Origin of the sequence: Lapillicoccus jejuensis (assembly GCF_006715055.1) — a bacterium.
Lineage (GTDB): Bacteria > Actinomycetota > Actinomycetes > Actinomycetales > Dermatophilaceae > Lapillicoccus > Lapillicoccus jejuensis.
In genome coordinates this window covers 2,502,918-2,523,099 of record NZ_VFMN01000001.1, presented here as the reverse complement: position 1 = coordinate 2,523,099, position 20,182 = coordinate 2,502,918, and the positions used below count along the sequence as shown (strand labels likewise).

General features: G+C 73.8%; 23 protein-coding genes. 13 read left to right on the top strand and 10 right to left on the bottom strand.

The annotated features are described in order from the left end of the window. Positions 1 to 6: 6 nt before the first annotated feature. Both FB458_RS11910 and FB458_RS11905 read right to left on the bottom strand, forming a co-directional pair. Positions 7 to 1,050: a GNAT family N-acetyltransferase gene (locus tag FB458_RS11910; RefSeq protein ID WP_170185660.1), complete on the bottom strand. Its 1,044-nt coding sequence runs from the start codon at positions 1,048 to 1,050 to the stop codon at positions 7 to 9. Continuing rightward, positions 1,047 to 2,075: a GNAT family N-acetyltransferase gene (locus FB458_RS11905; protein ID WP_141848681.1), complete on the bottom strand. Its 1,029-nt coding sequence runs from the start codon at positions 2,073 to 2,075 to the stop codon at positions 1,047 to 1,049. Before FB458_RS11905 ends, FB458_RS11910 begins: the two co-directional genes overlap by 4 nt. Positions 2,076 to 2,229: 154 nt before the next feature. Here FB458_RS11905 and msrA point away from each other — a divergent pair, with 154 nt between their 5' ends. From msrA to FB458_RS11875, 6 genes are all read left to right on the top strand, one after another. Then, on the top strand, positions 2,230 to 2,910 hold the full coding sequence (gene msrA, locus FB458_RS11900; protein ID WP_246061181.1) for a peptide-methionine (S)-S-oxide reductase MsrA: 681 nt from the start codon (positions 2,230 to 2,232) through the stop codon (positions 2,908 to 2,910). Between the two features lie 109 nt (positions 2,911 to 3,019). Next, on the top strand, positions 3,020 to 3,292 hold the full coding sequence (locus FB458_RS11895; protein ID WP_141848679.1) for a type II toxin-antitoxin system Phd/YefM family antitoxin: 273 nt from the start codon (positions 3,020 to 3,022) through the stop codon (positions 3,290 to 3,292). Further along, entirely contained in the window at positions 3,289 to 3,684 is a 396-nt protein-coding gene (locus FB458_RS11890) for a type II toxin-antitoxin system VapC family toxin (protein WP_211356020.1), read from the top strand. The genes FB458_RS11895 and FB458_RS11890 overlap by 4 nt, the downstream gene beginning before the upstream one ends. Before the next feature lie 258 nt (positions 3,685 to 3,942). Next, positions 3,943 to 5,067, top strand: coding sequence for a hypothetical protein (locus FB458_RS11885; RefSeq protein ID WP_141848678.1), 1,125 nt, complete (start codon positions 3,943 to 3,945; stop codon positions 5,065 to 5,067). A gap of 200 nt (positions 5,068 to 5,267) precedes the next feature. Then, positions 5,268 to 6,428, top strand: coding sequence for a hypothetical protein (locus FB458_RS11880; protein WP_141848677.1), 1,161 nt, complete (start codon positions 5,268 to 5,270; stop codon positions 6,426 to 6,428). A 120-nt stretch (positions 6,429 to 6,548) separates the two neighbouring features. Next, positions 6,549 to 7,712: a citrate/2-methylcitrate synthase gene (locus FB458_RS11875; protein WP_141848676.1), complete on the top strand. Its 1,164-nt coding sequence runs from the start codon at positions 6,549 to 6,551 to the stop codon at positions 7,710 to 7,712. Between the two features lie 75 nt (positions 7,713 to 7,787). On the opposite strand, the gene FB458_RS11870 is transcribed toward FB458_RS11875, so the two are convergent. Further along, positions 7,788 to 9,005 (bottom strand): citrate synthase, encoded by a 1,218-nt coding sequence (locus FB458_RS11870; RefSeq protein WP_141848675.1) that lies wholly within the window; start codon positions 9,003 to 9,005, stop codon positions 7,788 to 7,790. Next, complete coding sequence (locus FB458_RS11865) at positions 9,002 to 9,391, bottom strand: PPOX class F420-dependent oxidoreductase (protein ID WP_246061180.1); 390 nt, start codon at positions 9,389 to 9,391, stop codon at positions 9,002 to 9,004. The genes FB458_RS11870 and FB458_RS11865 overlap by 4 nt, the downstream gene beginning before the upstream one ends. 35 nt (positions 9,392 to 9,426) lie before the next feature. Here FB458_RS11865 and FB458_RS11860 point away from each other — a divergent pair, with 35 nt between their 5' ends. The 4 genes from FB458_RS11860 to uraH are packed head-to-tail and all read left to right on the top strand — an operon-like array spanning position 9,427 to position 12,221. Further along, a complete protein-coding gene (locus tag FB458_RS11860) occupies positions 9,427 to 10,407 on the top strand; it encodes an alpha/beta hydrolase (protein WP_141848674.1) in 981 nt (326 codons plus the stop codon). 19 nt (positions 10,408 to 10,426) lie between these two features. Next, on the top strand, positions 10,427 to 11,353 hold the full coding sequence (pucL, locus tag FB458_RS11855; RefSeq protein ID WP_141848673.1) for a factor-independent urate hydroxylase: 927 nt from the start codon (positions 10,427 to 10,429) through the stop codon (positions 11,351 to 11,353). Continuing rightward, the gene (gene uraD / locus FB458_RS11850; protein WP_141848672.1) at positions 11,350 to 11,892 is read left to right on the top strand and encodes a 2-oxo-4-hydroxy-4-carboxy-5-ureidoimidazoline decarboxylase; all 543 of its coding nucleotides are present in this window, start codon (positions 11,350 to 11,352) and stop codon (positions 11,890 to 11,892) included. Before pucL ends, uraD begins: the two co-directional genes overlap by 4 nt. Then, positions 11,889 to 12,221, top strand: a complete 333-nt coding sequence (gene uraH / locus FB458_RS11845) for a hydroxyisourate hydrolase (RefSeq protein WP_141848671.1) — start codon at positions 11,889 to 11,891, stop codon at positions 12,219 to 12,221. Before uraD ends, uraH begins: the two co-directional genes overlap by 4 nt. Here uraH and FB458_RS11840 read toward each other — a convergent pair. The 5 genes from FB458_RS11840 to FB458_RS11820 form a co-directional block, all read right to left on the bottom strand. Then, on the bottom strand, positions 12,206 to 12,784 hold the full coding sequence (locus FB458_RS11840) for a magnetosome magnetite crystal formation protein family (RefSeq protein ID WP_170185659.1): 579 nt from the start codon (positions 12,782 to 12,784) through the stop codon (positions 12,206 to 12,208). The two genes, uraH and FB458_RS11840, sit on opposite strands and share 16 nt — an antisense overlap. A 136-nt stretch (positions 12,785 to 12,920) precedes the next feature. Next, on the bottom strand, positions 12,921 to 13,745 hold the full coding sequence (locus FB458_RS11835) for a carbohydrate ABC transporter permease (protein WP_141848669.1): 825 nt from the start codon (positions 13,743 to 13,745) through the stop codon (positions 12,921 to 12,923). Positions 13,746 to 13,753: 8 nt separating this feature from the next. Further along, positions 13,754 to 14,638, bottom strand: a complete 885-nt coding sequence (locus FB458_RS11830; protein ID WP_246061179.1) for a carbohydrate ABC transporter permease — start codon at positions 14,636 to 14,638, stop codon at positions 13,754 to 13,756. Between the two features lie 5 nt (positions 14,639 to 14,643). After that, positions 14,644 to 16,020 carry an extracellular solute-binding protein gene (locus tag FB458_RS11825; protein ID WP_141848668.1) on the bottom strand — a complete coding sequence of 459 codons (1,377 nt, stop codon included), beginning with the start codon at positions 16,018 to 16,020 and terminating at the stop codon, positions 14,644 to 14,646. 31 nt (positions 16,021 to 16,051) lie between these two features. Continuing rightward, positions 16,052 to 17,023, bottom strand: a complete 972-nt coding sequence (locus FB458_RS11820; RefSeq protein WP_170185658.1) for a carbohydrate kinase family protein — start codon at positions 17,021 to 17,023, stop codon at positions 16,052 to 16,054. A 136-nt stretch (positions 17,024 to 17,159) separates the two neighbouring features. Between FB458_RS11820 and FB458_RS11815 the strand changes: the two genes are divergently transcribed. Beyond that, entirely contained in the window at positions 17,160 to 17,936 is a 777-nt protein-coding gene (locus tag FB458_RS11815) for a DeoR/GlpR family DNA-binding transcription regulator (protein ID WP_141848666.1), read from the top strand. Then, a complete protein-coding gene (locus FB458_RS11810; RefSeq protein WP_141848665.1) occupies positions 17,933 to 19,291 on the top strand; it encodes a 6-phospho-beta-glucosidase in 1,359 nt (452 codons plus the stop codon). Before FB458_RS11815 ends, FB458_RS11810 begins: the two co-directional genes overlap by 4 nt. 53 nt (positions 19,292 to 19,344) lie before the next feature. Here FB458_RS11810 and FB458_RS11805 read toward each other — a convergent pair whose 3' ends face one another. Continuing rightward, positions 19,345 to 19,551 carry a hypothetical protein gene (locus FB458_RS11805; RefSeq protein ID WP_141848664.1) on the bottom strand — a complete coding sequence of 69 codons (207 nt, stop codon included), beginning with the start codon at positions 19,549 to 19,551 and terminating at the stop codon, positions 19,345 to 19,347. Between the two features lie 177 nt (positions 19,552 to 19,728). On the opposite strand from FB458_RS11805, the gene FB458_RS11800 reads away from it, so the two are divergent. Next, positions 19,729 to 20,118: a hypothetical protein gene (locus FB458_RS11800; protein WP_211356018.1), complete on the top strand. Its 390-nt coding sequence runs from the start codon at positions 19,729 to 19,731 to the stop codon at positions 20,116 to 20,118. Positions 20,119 to 20,182 lie beyond the last annotated feature (64 nt).

Sequence of the window (20,182 nt, the reverse complement as noted above, 5' to 3'; positions counted from 1 at the left end):
GTCAGGCTAACGGGCCGGGCGCAGGTCCTTCGTCCACTGCCTCACGCGGCCGGTGGCGCGGTAGCCCAGCGCGGTGTTCGTCGCGATCATCGGGCCGTTGTCGACGGCGTTCCACGTCGTCACCCGGGCGACCTGCGGCAGCCGGTCGAGCACCTGGAGGGCGTTGGCCGCCTTGACCCGCAGCCCGAGCCGGTGCCCGCGGTGCTCGCGCAGGACGAGCGTCGTGTCCTGCTGAGCCGTCGCCAGGTCGGTCGGGTTGGTCTCGATCTCGGTCAGCGCGACCATGGACCCGTCCGGGGCGAACGCGGCCGCCCAGGCCAGGTGCGCCCCCGCCGCGAGCGCCCGGGCGGTCTTGGCGCGGACCCGGTCGGCGTCCCAGTCCTCCTCGCCATAGGGGATGTCGCCGGCGGGCGCGTCGGTGGAGATCCGGCGGTACTGCTCGGCCATCCCCGCCCACCAGTGCTCCGGCGGCGAGTCGAGCGCGACCTCGAGCCCGTACGGCGACCCGTCGGCCCCCGCCGCGAGTCCCTCCAGCCGGGTGCGCTCGGCGTCGTCGTGGGTCAGCTCCATCGTGTTGCGGTGGATCTCCTGGCCGACGACGTAGCCGTGCCGGGCCGCGACCGGCTCGGCCGGGTCGTCCTGGCCGACCGGGACGGAGGAGCTGCCGACGAGGATCCGGCCGGCGTCGCGGGCGACGTCCTCGGCGGCGCCGAGCAGCAGGCTCGCGACGCCGCGCCGGCGGTGGTCGGGGTGGACCACGAGGTGCAGCCAGGCCAGGTCGGGGTTGTCGCGCAGCGGGACGTCGACGGTGGCCCAGCCGACGACGTCGTCGGTGGCCCCGCCCGGTCCGTCGAGGACGACGTACGCGCTCGAGGCGGACGTGTCGTCGGCCGCCTCCGACCGCTCGTGCTCGACCGAGGTGAGCCGGCCGGTGTCGCCCCACCGCTCGCGCTGGCTCGCGTTGTGCACCTCGACGCCGCCGCGCAGCAGCGCCTCCTGGGCCGGGTCGCTCGAGGCGACGTCGACCGCGACCACGCGCAGGGCGCTCACGCGGTCACCCGCTTCTGCCACTCGCGCTGGACGCCGTCGACGACGTACCCGAGGGAGCGGTTGACGCCGAGCATCGGCGCGTTCTCCTCGGCGTTCCAGGTGCGCACGGACGTGACCTGCGGGAGCTCGCGGCGCAGGTGGAGGGCGTTGGCGGCCTTGAGCCGCAGGCCGATCCGCTGCCCGCGGGCCTCGCGCAGCACGAGGGTCGCGCCCTGGTAGCCCAGGTGCGGGGTGCCGGAGGAGACGCCGACCTCGGTGTAGCCGACCATGGCGCCGGCCCGGTCGAACGCGACCGTGGTCGCGAGCCGCCGGCCCATGTCGAGGGCGCGGTGCGAGGTGTACCGCACGCGCTCGGCGTCCCAGTCCTCCTCCTCGAGCACCATGTCGCCCATCGGTGCGTCGGTGCTCATCCGCCGGTTGAGCAGGGCCAGGCCGTCGTACCAGTCCTCGGGCGGCAGGTCGGTCACCGACTCGAGCCGGACGGCGTCGGGGTCGGGCGTCGCGGCCGCCCCGCCGCCGGCCGCGACCTCGGCCATCCTGGCCGTCCACGCCTCGTCGTCCCCGAGGGCGAGCGCGCTGCGCAGGACGACCTGGGCCTGGTCGTAGCCGTGCGCCGGGGCGAAGGCGCGCGCCGGGTCGCTGGTGTCGACGAGGGACTCGCTGCCGGCTTGCAGGACGGTCCGGCCCTCCGCGCGGGCGACCTCCTCGACGTGGGTCAGCAGCGCCGACCCGACACCACGGCCGGTGTGCCGCGGGTGGGCCCACACCGCCAGCTCGGCGACGTCGCGGTTGTCCCGCTGCGGGAGGATCACCCACGCCGCTCCCACGGCGCGGCCGTCCTCGACGGCGACGCAGCTGCGCCGGGGCCGGGCCGGGTCCTGCTGCAGCGTCCGCAGCTCGTGCAGCGCCCAGGTGCTCGCGAGGTCGCCCATCCGCGCCCGGCCGTCGGCCACGAGGACGTCGTACCAGGACCGGACCAGGTCCTCGCGGGTCGGGTCGAGCAGGTCGAGGTCGAGGAGCTCCACGGGCCCCAGCGTGGCCTACGCCACGGGCCGGGCGCGAGCCGGTTTCCGGCGGAATGGTCACCCCGTCCCGCTCGTTGACCGCTGCGAGGACCGGCGACCAGCCCGGCCCGGGAGGAGTGAGGCGCAGATGTTCGGATTCGGCAGGAAGACCGAGATGGTGACCCCCGAGGAGGCGCTGCCCGGCCGCGAGACCCGGCCCTTCGCCGTCAGCCCCACCCACGTCGTGCTCGGCACGCCGATCGAGGGCGAGACGCCCGAGGGGCTCGAGACGATCTACGTCGCCATGGGGTGCTTCTGGGGCGTCGAGCGGATCTTCTGGAAGCAGCCCGGCGTCTGGACGACCGCCGTCGGGTACATGGGCGGCTACACGCCCAACCCGACCTACGAGGAGACGGTGACCGGGCGCACCGGGCACGCCGAGACGGTCAAGGTCGTCTACGACCCGGAGAGGACGAGCGCCGAGCTGCTGCTCAAGGCGTTCTGGGAGAACCACGACCCGACGACGGCCAACCGTCAGGGCAACGACGTCGGGACGACGTACCGCTCCGCGATCTACTGGACGACGCCGGAGCAGGAGCGCGCCGCCGTCGCGACCCGCGACGCGTTCCAGAAGGAGCTCGACGACAACGGCTACGGGCAGATCACGACGGAGATCCGCGCCGCCGCCGACGCCGGCACGTTCTGGCTCGCCGAGGACTACCACCAGGGGTACCTGCACAAGAACCCCGGCGGCTACTGCAACCACGGCCCCAACGGCCTGACCTGCCCGGTCGGGCTGCTGAGCAAGGACGGCGTCGCGGCGCAGGTCGACGTCCTGCCGCCCACCGGCTCCTGACCCACCCTCGACGTCCGCATCGTCGGGGCACCGGTGCCCCGACGATGCGGACGTCTCCCTGTCTCCGGATGCGGCAGCCGCCTGTGGCAGAAGTGCTACGGTTGCGCACATGACGACGATCGCGTCGCGGGACCTGCGCAACCACACGAGGAGCGTCCTCGACCAGGTGGCGGCCGGGGACACCGTGACGGTCACGGTGAACGGCAAGGTGGTCGCCCAGATTGGGCCGCCGGAGGGGAGCCTCCGCTCGCACCTGACGAGGGCCGAGGTCGAGGCGATCATCGGCCGCGGGCCGGGGGCGACGTCGCCCGACCCCACGCTGGTCGACGACCTCGCCTGGATCGGAGCCGGCTCGACCGACGAGCTCGACGGGCTCGCGTGAGCGCCGGGCTGCTCGACACGAGTGTCTGGATCGCCGGGGAGTCGGGACGCCCCGTCGATCGTGACCTGCTGCCGGACGAGGCGCTCATCTCGGTGGTCACCCTCGCCGAGCTCCAGGCCGGCGTGCTCGCGGCCCCCGACACCGCGACCCGCAGCCGGAGGATGGCGACGGTCGGCGCCTTGGCCGGCGTCCGCGCGCTTCCCGTCGACGCCGGGACTGCCCTGCGCTGGGCCGAGCTGCGCGTCCGGCTCCACGAGGCCGGACGGAGGATCAACGTCAACGACCTCTGGATCGCCGCGACCGCGCTCGCCAACGGGGTTCCCGTCGTCACCCAGGACACCGACTTCGACGTCCTCGCCGAGCTGGGCGCGCTCGAGGTCATCCGCGTCTGAGTTCTCGTCCGCTGCAGCGCCATGGCCGGCAGTGGGATGTCGTGCACCGGTCTGCCTCCCGACCACGCCTGGCTCTCCCATCTCCGGCCGTCGGCCGACGGGACGGACCCGAGCGAAGGCAGGAGCGGACGCGCCCCGGTGTTTGCCGAATGCTGACGGGATCGTGACCTTCGGGGAAGCAACCCGAGGGTGGGGGTGGGAGTCCTCCCGGTGTGGCAGGCCGACCGGCCTGGCACTCCTGTCTCGGGAAGGTTCCTCATGCTGAACCGCACGACCCCCGTCCGCTCCACCGTGCTCCTGGCCCTCGCTGGGTCCTTGGCGCTCGGTCTGACCGCCGTCGGGGCCGCCTCGGCCGCCCCGGCCGAGTCCACGCCGCCCAAGCCCGCCAACGCTGCGGCGGTGCCGAAGGCCGCCGTCACTGCGTCGACGACCTACGAGGTCGCCGCCCTCAGCGGGCAGGAGAGCGCCCTCTACACCTTCGGGACCTCCGCCTGGCGCGGGCAGTACAACTGGCAGACGGGCGCCGCTGCCAACACGAGCCCGGCCGTCGCGACGGTCCCGGGTGGCTACGAGCTCGCCGTCCACGTCAACTACCAGGACGACCTGTGGACCCTCGGCGCCGCGGGCAACAAGGACTGGCACGTCAAGGTGGCCCCCGGCACCAGCCCGGCCATCGCGGCGCTGGCCGGCGGGGGTTACGAGGTCGCGTACCAGACCAGCGGCGGGGCGCTCGCGGTCGTCGGGACCCGCGGAACCAAGACCTACCCGCTGGGGATGATGCCGGGCACCAACCCCTCGATCGTCGCGCTGCCGCAGGGCGGCACCGAGATCGCGTTCCAGTCGAACGCCGGCACGCTGTGGACGGTCGGCGACGCGGGCGGGCGCAACTGGGGCTTCGGCATGTGCCGCACCTCGAGCCCGTCGATCACGACCCAGGGCAAGGCGAGCTACACGGTCGCCGCCGACATCACCTACACCGACTGCAAGGACGTGCTGTACAGCCCCCACCCGAGCAACAGCGTGTGGACCGTCGGCCCCGGCGGGGTCAAGGACTGGAAGGTCGGGATCCTCCAGGGCACCAGCCCCTCGATCACCCGGCTCGAGGGCGGCGGCGTCGAGCTGGCGCTGGCGACCAACTTCACCGGCACCCCGCCCAACGCCGACCTGTGGACCATCGGCGCCGCCGGCTACAAGGACTGGAACATCGGCGTGGGCAAGAGCAGCCCGGCCATCACCGCCCAGCCCGGTGGCGGCTACGCCGTGGCGATCTACCCCGGCTACACCAACGCGGTGTGGGTGCTCAACCAGCAGGGCCTCGTCGCGACGTACTTCGCGACCCGCCCCGCCGTCGCCACGACGAGCAGCCCGGCCATCACCCGCTGACCGCCCTCGCGTCCGCACCGAGGGGGCACCGGTGCCTCCTCGGTGCGGACGTCCGGACCTGCTGAACGGCCTTGAAGGTTTCGAGACCAAACCATGACCTGATCGTGACCGAGCCGACGACAACCAGGCCGGTGCGCACGGAGTCCTCCCTGCAGAACGGGCCGGACGGTCCGCTCACTCCGATCTCGGGAAGGCTTCTCATGCCGCACAGCACCACCTCCGCCCCGTCCCCGGCCTCACGGCGAGGCCGGCACCGCACCCGCGTGCTGGCCGTCGCCGGCGTCCTCACCACCGCCCTGGCCGCCGTCGGGGGTGCTGCGTCGGCGACCGCCGACACCTCGACGACCCAGGGCGCGAAGCCCGCGAACGCCGCCGCGGTCCCGAAGGCCGCCGTCACGGCGTCGACCTCGTACGAGGTCGCCAGCCTCAGCGGTCAGGCCCACGACGTGCTCACCTGGGGCACCTCGCCCTGGCGCGGGCAGTACGACTGGCAGACGGGCGCCGCCACCGGCACCAGCCCGTCCATCGCCACGGTGCCGGGTGGCTACGAGGTCGCCGTCCACGTCAACTACCAGGACGACCTGTGGACCCTCGGCGCCGCGGGCAACAAGGACTGGCACGTCACGATGGCCCCCGGCACCAGCCCGGCCATCGCCGCGCTCACCGGCGGGGGGTACGAGGTCGCCTACCAGACCAGCGGCGGCGCGCTCGCGGTCGTCGGGACCCGCGGCACCAAGACCTACCCGCTGGGGATGATGCCCGGCACCAGTCCCTCGATCGTCGGCCTGCCCCAGGGCGGCACCGAGATCGCCTTCCAGTCCAACGCCGGCACGCTGTGGACCGTCGGCGACGCCGGCGGGCGCAACTGGGGCTTCGGTATGTGCCGCCCCTCGAGCCCGTCGATCACGACCCAGGGCAGGGCCAGCTACCAGGTCGCCGTCGACATCACCTACACCAACTGCAAGCAGCCGGCGAGCGGCTCCCAGCCGAGCAACAGCGTGTGGACCGTCAGCCCCGCGGGCGTGAAGGACTGGAAGGTCGGGATCTACGAGGGCACGAGCCCGTCGATCACGCGGCTCGAGGGCGGCGGGGTCGAGCTGGCGCTGGCGACCAACACCGTGTTCTCCCCGCCGAACGCGGACCTGTGGACCATCGGCGCCGCCGGCTACAAGGACTGGAACATCGGCCTGGGCAAGAGCAGCCCGGCCATCACCGCCCAGCCCGGTGGCGGCTTCGCCGTGGCGATCTACCCCGGCTACACCAACGCGGTGTGGGTGCTGAACCAGCAGGGCCTCGTCGCGACCTACCCGATCATCGGCCCGGCCACCCCGACGACGAGCAGCCCGGCCATCACCCACTGACCCCGTCACGTCCGCACCGAGGAGGCACCGGTGCCTCCTCGGTGCGGACGTCCGGCCCACGGGGCCGACGTTGACGCCGTCAACGTCGGCCCCGTCGCCTCCCCGGCGCATCGTGGCGCCATGACCACCACGACCGCCGCCCCCACGCCCCTGCCGCCCGGTCTCGCAGGCGTCGTCGTCGCCTCCACCGAGCTCGGTGACGTGCGCGGCGAGGAGGGCTTCTTCCACTACCGCCAGTACTCCGCCGTCGACCTCGCGCGGGCCACCTCGCTCGAGGAGGTCTGGCACCTGCTCGTGCGCGGGCACCTGCCGGACGCCACCGAGCTGGATGGCTTCCGCGCCGAGCTGGCCGCCACCCGGGACCTGCCCGAGGCGCTCGCCGCCGGGCTGGACGCCGTCGCCGCCGCCGCCCCCGCGGACCCGATGACAGGCCTGCGGACGGCGCTCTCCGCCACCGGCGGGCTGCTCGGCCTCCGCCCGCTGTGGGACCTCGACGCCGCCGAGCGCGAGCGCGACGCCGTCCGGCTGGCCGCGCTCGTGCCCGTCCTCGTCGCCGGCGCCTGGCGCCGGTCGCGGGGGCTCGCGCCGATCGCCCCGCGCGCCGACCTCGGGCACGTCGCCAACCACCTGTGGCTCGTGACGGGCGAGGAGCCGTCCGAGCGCGCCGTACGGGCCTTGGAGCGCTACCTGTGCCTCACCGTCGACCACGGCTTCAACGCGTCGACCTTCACCGCGCGGGTCGTCGCCTCGACCGGTGCGGACGTCGCGGCCTGTCTCGTCGCCGCGCTCGGCGCCCTCTCCGGGCCGCTGCACGGTGGGGCGCCGAGCCGGGCGCTCGACGCGCTCGACCAGATCGGGTCGGCCGACCGGGCGCGGCCGTGGGCCGACGCGCAGCTGGCCGCGGGGACTCGGATCATGGGCTTCGGCCACGCCGTCTACCGCGGACCGGACCCGCGCTCGGACCTGCTGCGCGAGACGGCGATCGAGCTCGGCGGCCCCCTCGCCGACCTCGCCGTCGCGACCGAGGCCGCGGTCGACGCGTCGCTGGCCGAGCACCGTCCTGGGAAGGTGCTGCGGGCCAACGTCGAGTTCTACGCCGGCGTCGTCATGCACGAGGTGGGGCTGCCGCGCGAGCTGTTCACGCCGACGTTCGCGGTGAGCCGCACGATCGGCTGGACCGCGCACGTGCTCGAGCAGGCCCGCGAGCGCAAGATCATCCGCCCCAGCGCGGCGTACGTCGGCCCGCCGCCGCCGCAGCCCGTCCCGCCGCTCGCCGCCCGCTGATGCCGGTTGCGTCGACCCCGTCCGTAGCGTCCGAGGTGTTGGTGGCTGCCGCCGCCGACCTCTCGGACGCAGAGGTCAGGCGGAGGGGGCGGCGCGGCCGCGGAAGCGCAGCCCGTGCGGACCCTCCTCGAGGCCGTGCGCGAGCCAGCCGACCTGTCGGGCCAGCGCGAAGACCGTCTCCCCCGCGCCGTCGACGAACCCGCAGGCGCGGGAGAGCGCGGCGAGGCCGAGGTCGACGTTCGGGCTGAGGCCGGGGTCGCGGGCGACGCGCAGCAGCAGCCGCTCGACGACCGGCCACCCGTCGGGGTCCAGCCGCGCCACCCGGTCGAGCAGCGCCTCGGCGCGCGGGTCGGCGTCGGTGTAGACGAGGTGCCCGAAGCCCGGCACCCCGCTCCCGTACGACGCCACCGCCGCGGCCACCGCGGCGTCGACACCACCGCCGGCGTCGCACCGCGCGAGCAGCCGCGTCACCTCCCGGCTGGCCCCACCGTGCCGTGGGCCGCCGAGCGCGGCGAGGCCGGTGGACAGCAGCAGCCAGGGGTCGGCGCCGGTGCCGGCGGCGACCCGCACGGCCATCGTCGACGCGGCGAGCTCGTGGTCGAGCAGGGCGACGAGCGCGGTGCGCAGCGCCTCGAGGCCCTCCTCGGTGGCCGGCCGCGCCGTGAGCCGCGGCCACAGCCGCCGCTCGAGGTCGCCGTCCTCGACCGGCTCACCCCGCAGGGGCAGGGCCGCCACCCCGGCGAGCAGCGCCGCGCGGCCGACCGCGGCGACGTGCTCACGCCCCAGGTCGGCGCGGTCGGGGTCGGCCCCGGCGAGCGCGAGCACCGCGGCGCGCAGCCGGTCGGCGTCGGTAACGCCGTCCGGGAGGGCCTGCGCCACCCGCCGCGCCACCGCGCGCCACCCGTCGTCGAGCCGCCACCCCGCCCCCGCGTCGAGCCGGCCGTCCTCGGACCACAGCAGCTCGGCGACGTCCTCGACGCGCCGCGCCGGCGGTCCGAGCAGCGCGTCGAGCGGCACCCCGCGGAAGGCCAGCCGCCCCCGCGGGTCGAGGGTCGAGACGTCGGTCTCGACGAAGACGTCGAGCGAGCCCGAGCGGTGCCGCGTGCGGGCCCCGGCGAGCCGCAGCACCTCCTCCCGGTCGAAGCCGGAGACCCGCCGACCGCCGGCGTCGCGCCGCACGTCGCGGGCGAGCAGCCCGCGGCTGACGTACGCGTAGACCGTCTGCAGCCGGACCCCGAGCAGCTCGGCCGCCTGCTCGGCCGTGACGGACGCCCGAGCCGCCGGAGCGGTCACGCCGCGCGGCGCAGGCGGATCCCGACCCGCTTCGGCTCCTTGCCGGTGACCTTCTGCGCGAGCATCATCGTGCGCGCCAGCAGCCCGTACTTCTCCACGAGCAGCGAGCGCAGCCGGTCCAGCCCGGCCCCGTCGTCGAAGACGACGCCCTCGGCCGCGACCGGGGTCTCGCCCGCGGCGACCTGGCCGGTGCGGCTCGACGGCACGAGCTCGACCCGCGGGGTGCGCCGCAGCCGCTTGACCTTGCCGGTGCCGTCCATCGTCGTCACGACGAGGTCGTCGCCGTCGCGGGCGACCCACACGGTGGTCGGCACGGGCGTGCCGTCCCTGCGGAAGGTCGTCATCGAGACGAACTGCTCGTCGCCCAGCTGCTCCCACGTCGCCACGCCCTCAGCATAGGAGCGATGGCAGGCTGGGCGGCATGGCCGACGTTCCCGACGCCGCTCCCCGCCCCACCCCGCTCACCCGGTGGCGCGCCGCGGTGGGCGTGCTGTGGGTGCTCGTCGCCGCCGGGTGCGCGTGGGCGGCGCGCGGCTCGCTGCTCGAGAGCCACCCTGCGTACGGCGCCCTGCTCGCCGCGGTGCTCGTCGTCGGGCTCCTCCTGCTCGCCTCGGGCGCACGACGCCGCCGACGCCCCGCCCGGCACCGGGTCGCCACCGCGGTCGGCCGGGTGCTCGGCGCCGTCGTGAGCGTCGCCGTGCTCGGCGCGTGCGTCTACCTCGTGCCGCTGACCGCGAGCCCGGAGGCCGTCGGCGCGATGGTGTCGGTCGACGGCGTCCGGGTCGCGGACTCCCCGACCCGGATCGTCCTCACCCCACCCGCCGGCGACACCGGCGACACCGGCGCCGCCGGACCGACGACCGGGCTGGTCTTCCTGCCCGGGGCCAAGGTCGACCCGCGCGCCTACGTCCCGCTGCTCGCCCGGCTCGCGTCGCGGGGCTACCTCGTCGTCGTCGTCAAGGAGCCGCTCGACATCGCCTTCCTCGCGGTCGGCGAGACCGGCCGCGTCCTCGACGCCTACCCGCAGGTGCGGCACTGGGCGGTCGGCGGCCACAGCCTCGGCGGTGTCGTCGCGGGGCAGGAGGCCGGCTCCGACGCGCGGATCGGCGGGCTGCTGCTGTGGGCGTCGTACCCGCTGTCGTCGCTGGCCGACCGCAGCGGCCTGCGCGCCGCGTCGGTGTCCGGCACCCGCGACGGCCTGACCACCCCGGCCGACGTCGAGGCGAGCCGGGCGAAGCTGCCGGCGGGGACGACGTACACCGCCGTGCCCGGCGCGGTGCACGCCTTCTTCGGCGACTACGGCGCCCAGCCCGGCGACGGGACGCCGACCACCGACCGGTCCACCGCGCAGACCCGGATCGTCGAGGCCAGCGCCGCGCTGCTCGCCTCGCTCAGTGGGTGAGCGCCGCTACCCTCCCGGCATGAGCGAGATCGTCCTGGGGGCGAACCAGTACGGCAAGGCCGAGACCCGGGTGGTGCGCATCGTGCGCGACACCGCCCGGCACGAGATCCGCGACCTCAACGTGTCGACGGCGCTGCGGGGCGACTTCGCCGCGGCGCACACGCACGGCGACCAGTCGCAGGTGCTGCCGACCGACACCCAGAAGAACACCGCCTTCGCCTACGCGAAGGAGGTCGGCGTCGCCTCCCCCGAGGCGTACGCCGTCGCGCTCGGCGGGCGGCTGCTCGACGCCACCCCGGCGGCGCGCCAGGCCCGGGTCGCCGTCGAGGAGTACGCCTGGGACCGGATCCCCGTCGGCGGCGCGGGTCACGACCACGCCTTCGTGAGGCGCGGCGGCGAGGTCCGCACCGTCGTCGTCACCGTCGACGGCCGCGGCGACGACCGCCGGGTGCGGGTGGTCTCCGGCCTGCAGGACCTCGTCGTCCTCAAGACCACCGGGTCCGAGTTCCGCGGGTTCCTCAAGGACGAGTACACGACGCTGCCCGAGACCCACGACCGCATCCTCGCGACGTCGCTCACCGTGCGGTGGCGGCACGACGTGACGACGCCGGAGCAGGTCGCGCACCTGGACGCCGACGCGTCGTACGCCGCGGTCCGCGCGCTGCTGCTCGAGACGTTCGCGACGACGTACAGCCGTGCGCTGCAGGAGACGCTGCACGCGATGGGGCGCGCGGTCCTCGAGGCGCACGCGGGGCTCGCGGAGATCCGGTTCTCGGCGCCCAACAAGCACCACTTCCTCGTCGACCTCGCTCCGTTCGGGCTGGAGAACCCGGGCGAGGTCTTCGTCGCGGCCGACCGGCCGTACGGGCTCATCGAGGCCGTCGTCACCCGCTCGGACGCGTCCGACGCCGGCGACACGTGGCTCGGCACGCCGGGGTTCCTGTGAGCGCCTCCGCCGGGGTCGCGGCCTTCGACGAGCTCCCCCGCGAGGAGGCGCTGGCGCTGCTCGGGACCTGCCTCGCCGTCCCCCGGTGGGCGGCGCAGGTCGCCGACGGGCGCCCGTACGACGCCTGGGAACCGTTGCGCGACAACGCCGCCCGTGCGGCGGCCGAGCTGACCGACGGCGAGCTGGAGACGGCGCTGGCCCGGCACCCGCGGCTCGGCGAGCGCGCCGGCGCCGGGCACGACGCCGCGCACTCGCGCCGCGAGCAGGCGGGGCTGACCGCGTCCGGCGACGGGCTCGCCGAGCGGCTCGCCGCCGGCAACGCGGCGTACGAGGCCCGCTTCGACCGGGTCTTCCTGCTGCGCGCCGCGGGCCGTGACGGCGCGCAGGTGCTGGCCGAGCTCGAGCGGCGGCTCGGCAACGACGACGCGACCGAGCGCGCCGAGACGGTCGCCAACCTCGGCGAGATCGCGCTGCTGCGCCTCGAGGGCGCGGTCGCCGGTCTCGCCACCACCGCGCACCGACGGGAGAGCGACGCATGAGCAGCCTCAGCACCCACGTCCTCGACACGAGCACCGGCCGGCCGGCGGTCGGGGTGTCCGTGCGGCTGTCCGCGTGGGACGGCGCGATCCTCGCGCAGGACCACACCGACGACGACGGCCGCGTGCGGGCGCTGGCGCCGGAGGGGCTCGAGCCGGGGTCCTACCGGCTGCGCTTCGACACCGGCGCGTGGTTCGCCGCGCAGGGGGTGCGCGGGTTCTACCCCGAGGCCGTCGTGTCGTTCACGGTCGCCGAGGGGCAGGAGGACGAGCACTTCCACGTGCCGCTGCTGCTCAGCCCCTTCGGCTGGTCGACCTACCGCGGGAGCTGACCCCGTCGCGGTCGGCGTCGGGCACCGCGGACGACGCGGACCGAGAGCGGGTAACGGAACCACTCGCCCCGGGAGGCCTTGACGGCGCCCGTGATCCCGCAGGCGAGCATGACGAGGAAGCTCGCCGCGCAGCCGAACCACGCGACGAGGAAGCCCCACGGGATCTCGGTGGTCGGTCCGGGGTGGGTCATCATGCCGAACGACGAGAAGAACCCGGCGAACCCCACGACGTTCCACACGACGCCCCAGGTGATCTGGGCGTTGAGCGCCTCGGTGGTGTGGTGGCGGGTGAACTCGTCCTGCTGCCGGCCGACGGTCAACCGGAGCGCGATCGCCGCGATGAGCGGCAGGACGAAGAACGACAGGTGGCACAGGACCGCCCAGGTGCGGTCGGGTGGACGCACCGGCGCCGTTGCGGACGACCACGCCCGCCCGTCCCACCAGCGCAGCCCGCCGCTCCCGTCCGGGTACCACCCCGGCGGCGGCGGGACGGGCGCGCGGTCCTGGGGCGGGACGCCGTACGGCGCGTCCTGGGGTGCCGGTCCCCCGGTGGTCGGGCTCACGACGGGATCATCGTCCGCCCCGCCGTCCCCCGCAGCAGAACGACCCTGGGAGAACCCCACTTGTTGCCACTTTTCGCGAGGGTCCTGAGGGCGTACGCCCTCGGTACCGTTGCGAAAAGTGGCAACAAGTGGGGTGTCAGCGGTCCGCGAAACCGCCGAGCATGCCGGAGATGAAGCGCTTCTGGAGCAGGACGTAGAGGACGACGATGGGCAGGGCGACGATGATGCCGCCGGCCGACAACAGCGAGTAGTCGGTGAGGTGCTGGCCCTTGAAGAACGCCAGGCCGAGGGGCGCGGTGCGGTGGTCCTCGCTGGTGATGAGGACCAGCGGCATGAGGAACTCGTTCCACGTCCACATCGACACGAGCACGGCCATGGTGGCGACCGACGGCAGCGACGGGGGGACGACGACGCCCCACAGCAGCCGCAGGTCGCGCGCCCCGTCGAGCCGCGCCGCCTCGATGACCTCCTGCGGGAAGACCCGGAAGGTGTTGCGCATCCAGAAGATCCCGAAGGCCAGCGACTGCGCCGTCTGCGGGAGGATGAGCGCCGCGTAGGTGTCGAGCAGACCGGCGCTGCGCAGGTTGAAGTAGAGCGGGATGATGAACGCCTCGCTCGGCAGCATGAGCCCGGCCAGCAGGACGAAGAACAGCACGGTCGACCCGGCGAACTCCAGCCGGGCGAACGCGAAGCCGGCCAGGACGGCGAGCACGGTCGTGAGGACGACGACGCCGACGGTGACGAGCAGGCTGGACAGCATGTAGCTGCCGAAGTGCCCGTCGGTCCACGCCAGCCCGAAGTTGCCGAGGTCGATCGTCGTCGGCAGGTGGAAGCCGCCGTCGTTGGCCGCGCTCGGGGTGACCGCCGAGACGACGACCCCGACGAGGGGGATGACCGCGAAGAGGGCGAACAGGGTGAGGATCGTGTGGTCGACGACCCTCTCGCGCAACGACATCCGCATGGCGCCTCCTAGGACGTCTCGCGCGGCGAGAGCCGGTTGATGAGTACGGTGACGAGCAGGATGACCAGCGTGAGGGTGATGGCGACCGCCGCCGCGGACCCGACCTTGCCCGTGTTGAACGCCCGGTTGTAGGCCTCGAACGCCGGCACGACCGTCGACGTCCCGGGGCCGCCGCCGGTCGTCACGTAGACCAGGTCGAAGGTCTTCAGCGCCGACACGACGGTGAGGGTGAGCGCCACCGCCACCTGCCCTCGCAGCAGCGGGAGGGTGACGGAGACGAACTCGCGCACCGCTCCCGCCCCGTCGAGCCGGGCCGCCTCGAAGAGCGACGGGTGGATCGTGCTCACCCCGGAGAGGAACAGCACGAGGCACAGCCCGATGTTGAGCCAGGTGCCGACGAAGCCGATCGCCGGCAGCGCGAGCGCGTAGTCCCCGAGCCACACCCGCGCGACCGAGTCGAGCCCGACGAGCCGCAGCGCCTGGTTGAGCAGCCCGCCCTGGCTGTAGATCGAGACCCAGATCGTCGCCACGACGACCGAGGCGATGACCTGCGGCAGGAAGAGCAGCGTCCGGTAGACCGACATGCCGCGCAGCGCGCTGGCCCGCGAGATGACGCCGGTGAGGACGAGCGCCACGACGATCGGCACCGCGCTGTAGAAGAGCATGAGGACGAGCGCGTGACCGAAGGCGCTGCGCAGCACGGGGTCGCTGACGACGTCCGCGTAGTTCTGCACCCCCGCCCACGTCGCGACGGACAGCCCGTCCCAGTCGTAGAACGAGTACTGCAGCGTCTGCAGGAAGGGCCAGCCGAGGAAGACCGCGAAGACGACGAAGGCCGGCAGCACGTAGAGGTACGGCGCCAGGCTGCGCCGCGAGCTGCTGGTGCGCGACACCCGCGTCACCCGTTGGACTTGACGAACTCGCCGTAGTCGGCCTGGATCTTCTCGGTGAACTGCTGCGGCGTGGCCTGCCCGGCGACGAGGTCCTGCATGCCGGCGGTGAGGGTGTCGTAGAAGGTCGGCGTCGCGTAGTCGAGGTACGGCGTGATGCCGTTGGACTTCGAGATCGCCTGGTACCGCGTCGTGATGTCGCCGGCGATCGTGCCCTCCTTCGGGCTGTCGCCGGACGGGACGACGGTCGGCAGGTTGCCGGTCTGGACGAGGACCTTGCTGGCCGCCTCGTCGGTGATGAAGTCGATGTACGCCGCCGCGACGTCCGGCGTCTTCGCCTTGCTCGTGATCGCCCAGGCCAGCCCCTCGCCGCCCATCGTCACCGGGGTCGAGGACCCGCTCGGCGTCAGTGCGGTGAACCGCAGGTCGCTCGCGGCGGGCGCCTTCTCCAGCGTGGCCTGGTACCAGGTGCCGGTGATGAGGAAGGCGGACCCGCCCTGGCCGAACGTGGTCACCGCGGCGTCGCGCGAGACCCCGTTGGCCCCCGGCGTGATGTAGCCCTTGGACTGCCAGTCGGTGATGGTCTGCGCGGCCTTGACCGGGTTCGCGTCGGTCCACGAGCCGGACTTGCCACCGACGAGGTCGGTGACCGACTGGGCGCCCGCGAGGGCGGACAGCACGACGCCGTACAGGTGGATGCCGGGGCTCTTCTCGACGTCGCCGTAGCTGAGCGGCAGCGTGCCCGCCGCCTTGACCTTGGCCATGTCGGCGGTCAGCTCGTCGATGGTCGTCGGCGGCTGGTTGACGCCGGCCTTCTTGAGCACGGCGGCGTTGTAGTAGACGCCGACGAGCTCGCCGGTCTGCGAGACGCCGTACAGGTTGTCGCCCTGCCACGTCTTGCCGTCGGCGGAGAAGGAGTTGAGCTTGAGCAGGCTCGAGGGGTAGTACGAGTCCCAGCCGTAGAGCTTCGCGTAGTCGCTCATCGGGCGCAGGTAGCCGGCCTTGACGAAGGCGCCCATGTCCGGGTAGCCCTGGTTGGCCTGGACGACGTCGGGCGGGTTGTCGCCGGACAGCGCGAGCTTGAGCGTCGTCTTGAGGTCGGAGAACGAGCGCGAGACGCGGTTGACCGTCACGTTCGGGTACTTCTGCATGAAGGCCTTGTTGAGCTGGTCCTGCGCGTCGCTGATGCCACCGTCGGTGTTCTGGTCCCAGACCGTCAGCGTCGTCTTGTCGGTCGGCACCGCGGTCGAGACGGGGGCCAGGCTGGCGCTGCCGCCCCCACCGGCCGGGCTGGACGGGCCGGGGGCGCAGGCGGCCAGCGACACGGCGACGAGGGCCGCGAGGGCCCCGCCGGCGGCGAGGGGGGTGGTGCGACGGGCGGTCATGGCAGGGTCCTTCGGTCGGGGACGGGGGTGGTCACGCGGAGAGCGGGGCGGGCGCGGTGCGGGGCAGGAACGACCAGTCGTCGTCGGGGGCGAGCCGGGCGGCGTGGGCGGGGAGCTCGCCGAGGGTGGGCGCGCTGGCGGCGCCGCCGAACCCCGTGACGGACACCGAGGCGCACAGGGCGGCGAACCGCAGCCGCGTCGCGAGGTCCCACCCGTACGCGGCCGCGGCCATGAAGGTGGCCGCGAAGACGTCGCCGGCGCCGGTGGGGTCCACGACGGCCACGCGTGGGGCGGGCACCTCGACGATCCCGCCGGGGGCCTCGTCGCCCGCGGCGACGACGCCGGCCGGGCCGCGGGTGACGACGGCGAGGGCGACGTACGGCGTCAGGGCGCGCGCCGCGGCGACGGGGTCGTCGGTGCGGGTGTAGCGCATCGCCTCGACGTCGTTGGCGACGAGGACGTCGACCTGCCCCAGCCGGTGCAGCACGTCGCTCGACCACTCGCCGGTCGGGTCCCAGCCCACGCCGCCGACGACGGTCGTGCCCTCGGCGCGCAGCCGGGCCACCCACGGCGGCACCTCGCTGCCCACCCCGACGTGGGTGGCGGCGACCGGGCCGTGGTCTTCTGGCAGTTCGAGGTGACCGAGCCGCTCCTGGTAGGTGAGGAAGCTGCGGTCGTGGGCGCCGGTGAGCGCGACGGTGACCGGGCTCTGGTGGCCGGGCACGTGCTCGAGCCACGAGGTGTCGAGGGCGGTCTCGGCGTCGAGCAGGGCGTGCACGTGCCGGCCGAGCGGGTCGTCACCGAGGCGGGAGAGCAGCCGGGTCGGCGCGCCGACCCGGGCGGCGGCGACCGCGCGGTTGGCGACGCCGCCGGGGGTGATGGTGAACGAGTCGGCGTAGACCTCGGTCCCCGGCTGGGGCAGGTCGATGCCGGCCATGACGAGGTCGCAGTAGACGTCGCCCGCGAACAGCAGCGGGGCGGTGGTCGTGCGCGGGTCGGTCACGCTGCTCCTTCGGCGGGTGGGAGAGTGCGGCCACTGTGCTCGACTTCGCGCGTCCTGACAAGGGTTTGACGCAGATTCGTGACCACTGATGACTGATCTTGCGCGACTTCGCGCAGTCTGGGCTACAGTCGCTGACGTGATCCTGCGGGAGCGGCAGAACCGCATCGTCTCGGCCCTGCGGGCCGGGGGCGCCGCCTCGGTGCGCGAGCTGGCCCAGGCCCTCGACGTCAGCGAGTCGACGATCCGCCGCGACCTCGAGCTGCTCGACCGCAACGGCGAGCTCGTGCGCACGTACGGCGGCGCCGTCCTCACCCCGCGCGCGACGGTCGAGCCGCACGGCGGCAGCGACGTCGAGGGCGCGTTCGCCGACCATGTCGACGCCGGCCCGAAGCAACGGGTCGCGGCGGCCGCCGCCGGTCTCGTGCACGACGGGATGGTCGTCGTGCTCGACATCGGGACGACGACGCCGTACGTCGCCCGGCTGCTGCACGGCCGCGACGTCACCGTCGTCACCTCCAACCTCGCCGTCTTCGACGAGCTGCGCGACGACGAGGCGGTGCGCCTGGTCCTGCTCGGCGGCGTCGTGCGCCGCAACTACCGCACCCTGGTCGGCTCGCTCGCCGAGCTCGGCCTCAGCCAGATCAGCGCCGACCTGGTCCTCCTGTCCTGCACGGGGGTCCGCGCCAACGGGCACGTCGTCGACAACATGGCCGTCGAGGCGCCGATCAAGCAGTCGATGATCGCCGCGAGCGACAAGGTCGTCTTGCTCGCGACAGGAAGCAAGTTCCCGGGAACAGGTGCCTTGCGCATCTGCTCGCTGGGCGACGTCGACACCCTCGTCACCGAGTCGGGCGCGCCCGACGACACCCTGCAACGATGCCGGTCCGCCGGCGGAGAGGTCATCCTCGTATGAAGCTCAGCATCCTCGGCGGCGGCGGTTTCCGGACGCCGTACGTCTGGCAGGCGCTCCTGCGCGACACCGGCAGCCCGCGGGTCACCGAGGTCGCGCTCTACGACGTCGACGAGGCGCGGCTGCACACGATGACCGCCATCCTCGTCGAGCTCGCCGACGGCTTCCCCGACGCGCCGCACCTCACGGCGACGACGAGTCTGCGCGAGGCCGTGCAGGGCAGCGACTTCGTCTTCGCCGCCATCCGCGAGGGTGGCCTCGAGGGCCGCCGCTGCGACGAGCACGTCGCCCTCGACCTGCGCACGCTCGGCCAGGAGACGACCGGCCCGGGCGGTCTGGCCTACGCGATCCGCACCGTGCCGGTCATGCTCGACGTCGCGCGCACGGTGCAGGAGCTGGCGCCGACCGCCTTCGTCATGAACTTCACCAACCCGGCCGGCATCATCACCGAGGCCATGCAGACGGTGCTCGGGGACCGGGTGCTCGGCATCTGCGACACCCCGTCGGGCCTCGGTCGCCGCGTCGCCGGCGCGCTCGGGCTCGACCACACCCGCGTCCAGATGGACTACGTCGGCCTCAACCACCTCGGCTGGATGCGCCGGGTCCTGCACGACGGCCGCGACGTCCTGCCCGAGCTGCTCGCCGACGACGCCCGGCTGGGCCGGATGGAGGAGGGCCAGGTCTTCGGCCTCGACTGGGTCCGCGCGCTCGGCGCGATCCCGAACGAGTACCTCTTCTACTACTACTTCAACCGGGACGCGGTGCGCTCGATCATCGACTCCGGCACCACCCGCGGCGACTTCCTGGCCCGGACCCAGGGCGAGTTCTACGCGAAGGCGGCGTCGTACGGACCCGGGGTGGCGGCCTTCTGGAAGGAGACCGTCGAGCGCCGCAGCGCGTCGTACATGGCCGAGGCCAACGGCGGCACCCAGGACGAGCCGACCCGCGACCGCGAGCGCGAGCAGGACCCCGCGCACCAGGGGTACGCCGGCGTCGCGCTCGGCGTCATGGCCGCGATCAGCCGCAACGAGCGGCAGACGATGATCCTCAACGTCCGCAACCGCGGCACCATCGCCGGTCTGCCCGACGACGCCGTCGTCGAAGTGCCGACGATGGTCGACGCCAACGGCGTGCACCCGCTCAGCACGGAGCAGCCGACCCTGCACCAGGTCGGTCTCATGGCCCAGGTCAAGCAGGTCGAGCGGCACACCATCGCCGCCGCCCTCACCGGTTCGAAGCAGGAGGCGGTGCTCGCCTTCGCGCTGCACCCGCTCGTCGACAGCGTCACCGTCGCCAAGGACCTCGTCACGGGGTACGTCGACAGGATCCCCGAGGTCGCCGCCGTCCTCAACCGCTGAGGGACGACGACGAGCGCCTGCGCGGCGCCGGGTCGTGGCGGGCGACGCCTCCGCTAGTGGTCCTGCGGCGCGGCGTGGGAGGCGTCCCACCGGTCGACGTGGCGGCAGATCCCGCTGAGGTTCAGCAGGAGCGAGCCGACGACCGCCACCTGGACCAGGGCCAGGACGACACGGAACCCTCCGGAACCCTCCGACCTCGTCAGGCTCCAGCCCCCGAAGGCGACCACGGCGACGAGGAAGGTGAGGATGCCCACCCTCACGCCGGAACGGTGCCCGGCGATCCAACGCTGCGCCGCACTGGGAGCCACGTCGTCGCGCACGGTCGCCACCCTACGGCCGTCGGCCGATGGTCGCGGGGTCAGGACGGCGTGCCCTCGTCCTCACGACCGGCGTGCGGTGCGTCCGGACCGTGAGGGTCGAGCGGGCACGATGGCGTCATGACGGCGCTGTTCTTCCCCCCATCCTCACGCGGTCCCGAGGAGACGCGTCGGTGGTTCGCCGTCCGCTGCGTGCTGGCGCTCACGACGGAGCCGGACGCCGGGGCCGCGGTCGGTACGACGCCGTACGAGGAGCGGGTGACGCTCTGGTTCGCCGACTCGGCCGGGGAGGCCATCGAGCTGGCCGAGACCGAGGTCCGCGACTACCTGGCGGCTGTCGACGAGGTCGACTCCGGGCCCCTCCTCTCGCAGGCCTACGAGCTGGAGGGGGAGCCCGGGCACGGTCTCGAGGTCTTCTCGCTCATCCGCTCCAGCCCGCTCCCCCCGCAGGAGTACGTCGACCGGTTCTTCGACACCGGCGACGAGCTCCAGCGCGACGTCGGAGCCTGAGGCGGACAGCGACGACTTCTTGCTCCGGATGGGCCCGGATCCGGCGCCGGACCGGCCCGGTCGG

Excerpts from the sequence above, each read along its gene's own strand:
- FB458_RS11880 (WP_141848677.1), top strand. The coding sequence starts at position 5,268 with ATGCCGCACAGCACCACCTCCGCCCCGTCCCCGGCCTCACGGCGAGGC.
- FB458_RS11825 (WP_141848668.1), bottom strand. The coding sequence starts at position 16,020 with ATGACCGCCCGTCGCACCACCCCCCTCGCCGCCGGCGGGGCCCTCGCG.
- FB458_RS11810 (WP_141848665.1), top strand. The coding sequence starts at position 17,933 with ATGAAGCTCAGCATCCTCGGCGGCGGCGGTTTCCGGACGCCGTACGTC.
- uraH (WP_141848671.1), top strand. The coding sequence starts at position 11,889 with ATGAGCAGCCTCAGCACCCACGTCCTCGACACGAGCACCGGCCGGCCG.
- FB458_RS11885 (WP_141848678.1), top strand. The coding sequence starts at position 3,943 with ATGCTGAACCGCACGACCCCCGTCCGCTCCACCGTGCTCCTGGCCCTC.
- FB458_RS11895 (WP_141848679.1), top strand. The coding sequence starts at position 3,020 with ATGACGACGATCGCGTCGCGGGACCTGCGCAACCACACGAGGAGCGTC.
- FB458_RS11875 (WP_141848676.1), top strand. The coding sequence starts at position 6,549 with ATGACCACCACGACCGCCGCCCCCACGCCCCTGCCGCCCGGTCTCGCA.
- FB458_RS11835 (WP_141848669.1), bottom strand. The coding sequence starts at position 13,745 with ATGCGGATGTCGTTGCGCGAGAGGGTCGTCGACCACACGATCCTCACC.
- FB458_RS11800 (WP_211356018.1), top strand. The coding sequence starts at position 19,729 with ATGACGGCGCTGTTCTTCCCCCCATCCTCACGCGGTCCCGAGGAGACG.
- FB458_RS11860 (WP_141848674.1), top strand. The coding sequence starts at position 9,427 with ATGGCCGACGTTCCCGACGCCGCTCCCCGCCCCACCCCGCTCACCCGG.
- pucL (WP_141848673.1), top strand. The coding sequence starts at position 10,427 with ATGAGCGAGATCGTCCTGGGGGCGAACCAGTACGGCAAGGCCGAGACC.
- msrA (WP_246061181.1), top strand. The coding sequence starts at position 2,230 with ATGGTGACCCCCGAGGAGGCGCTGCCCGGCCGCGAGACCCGGCCCTTC.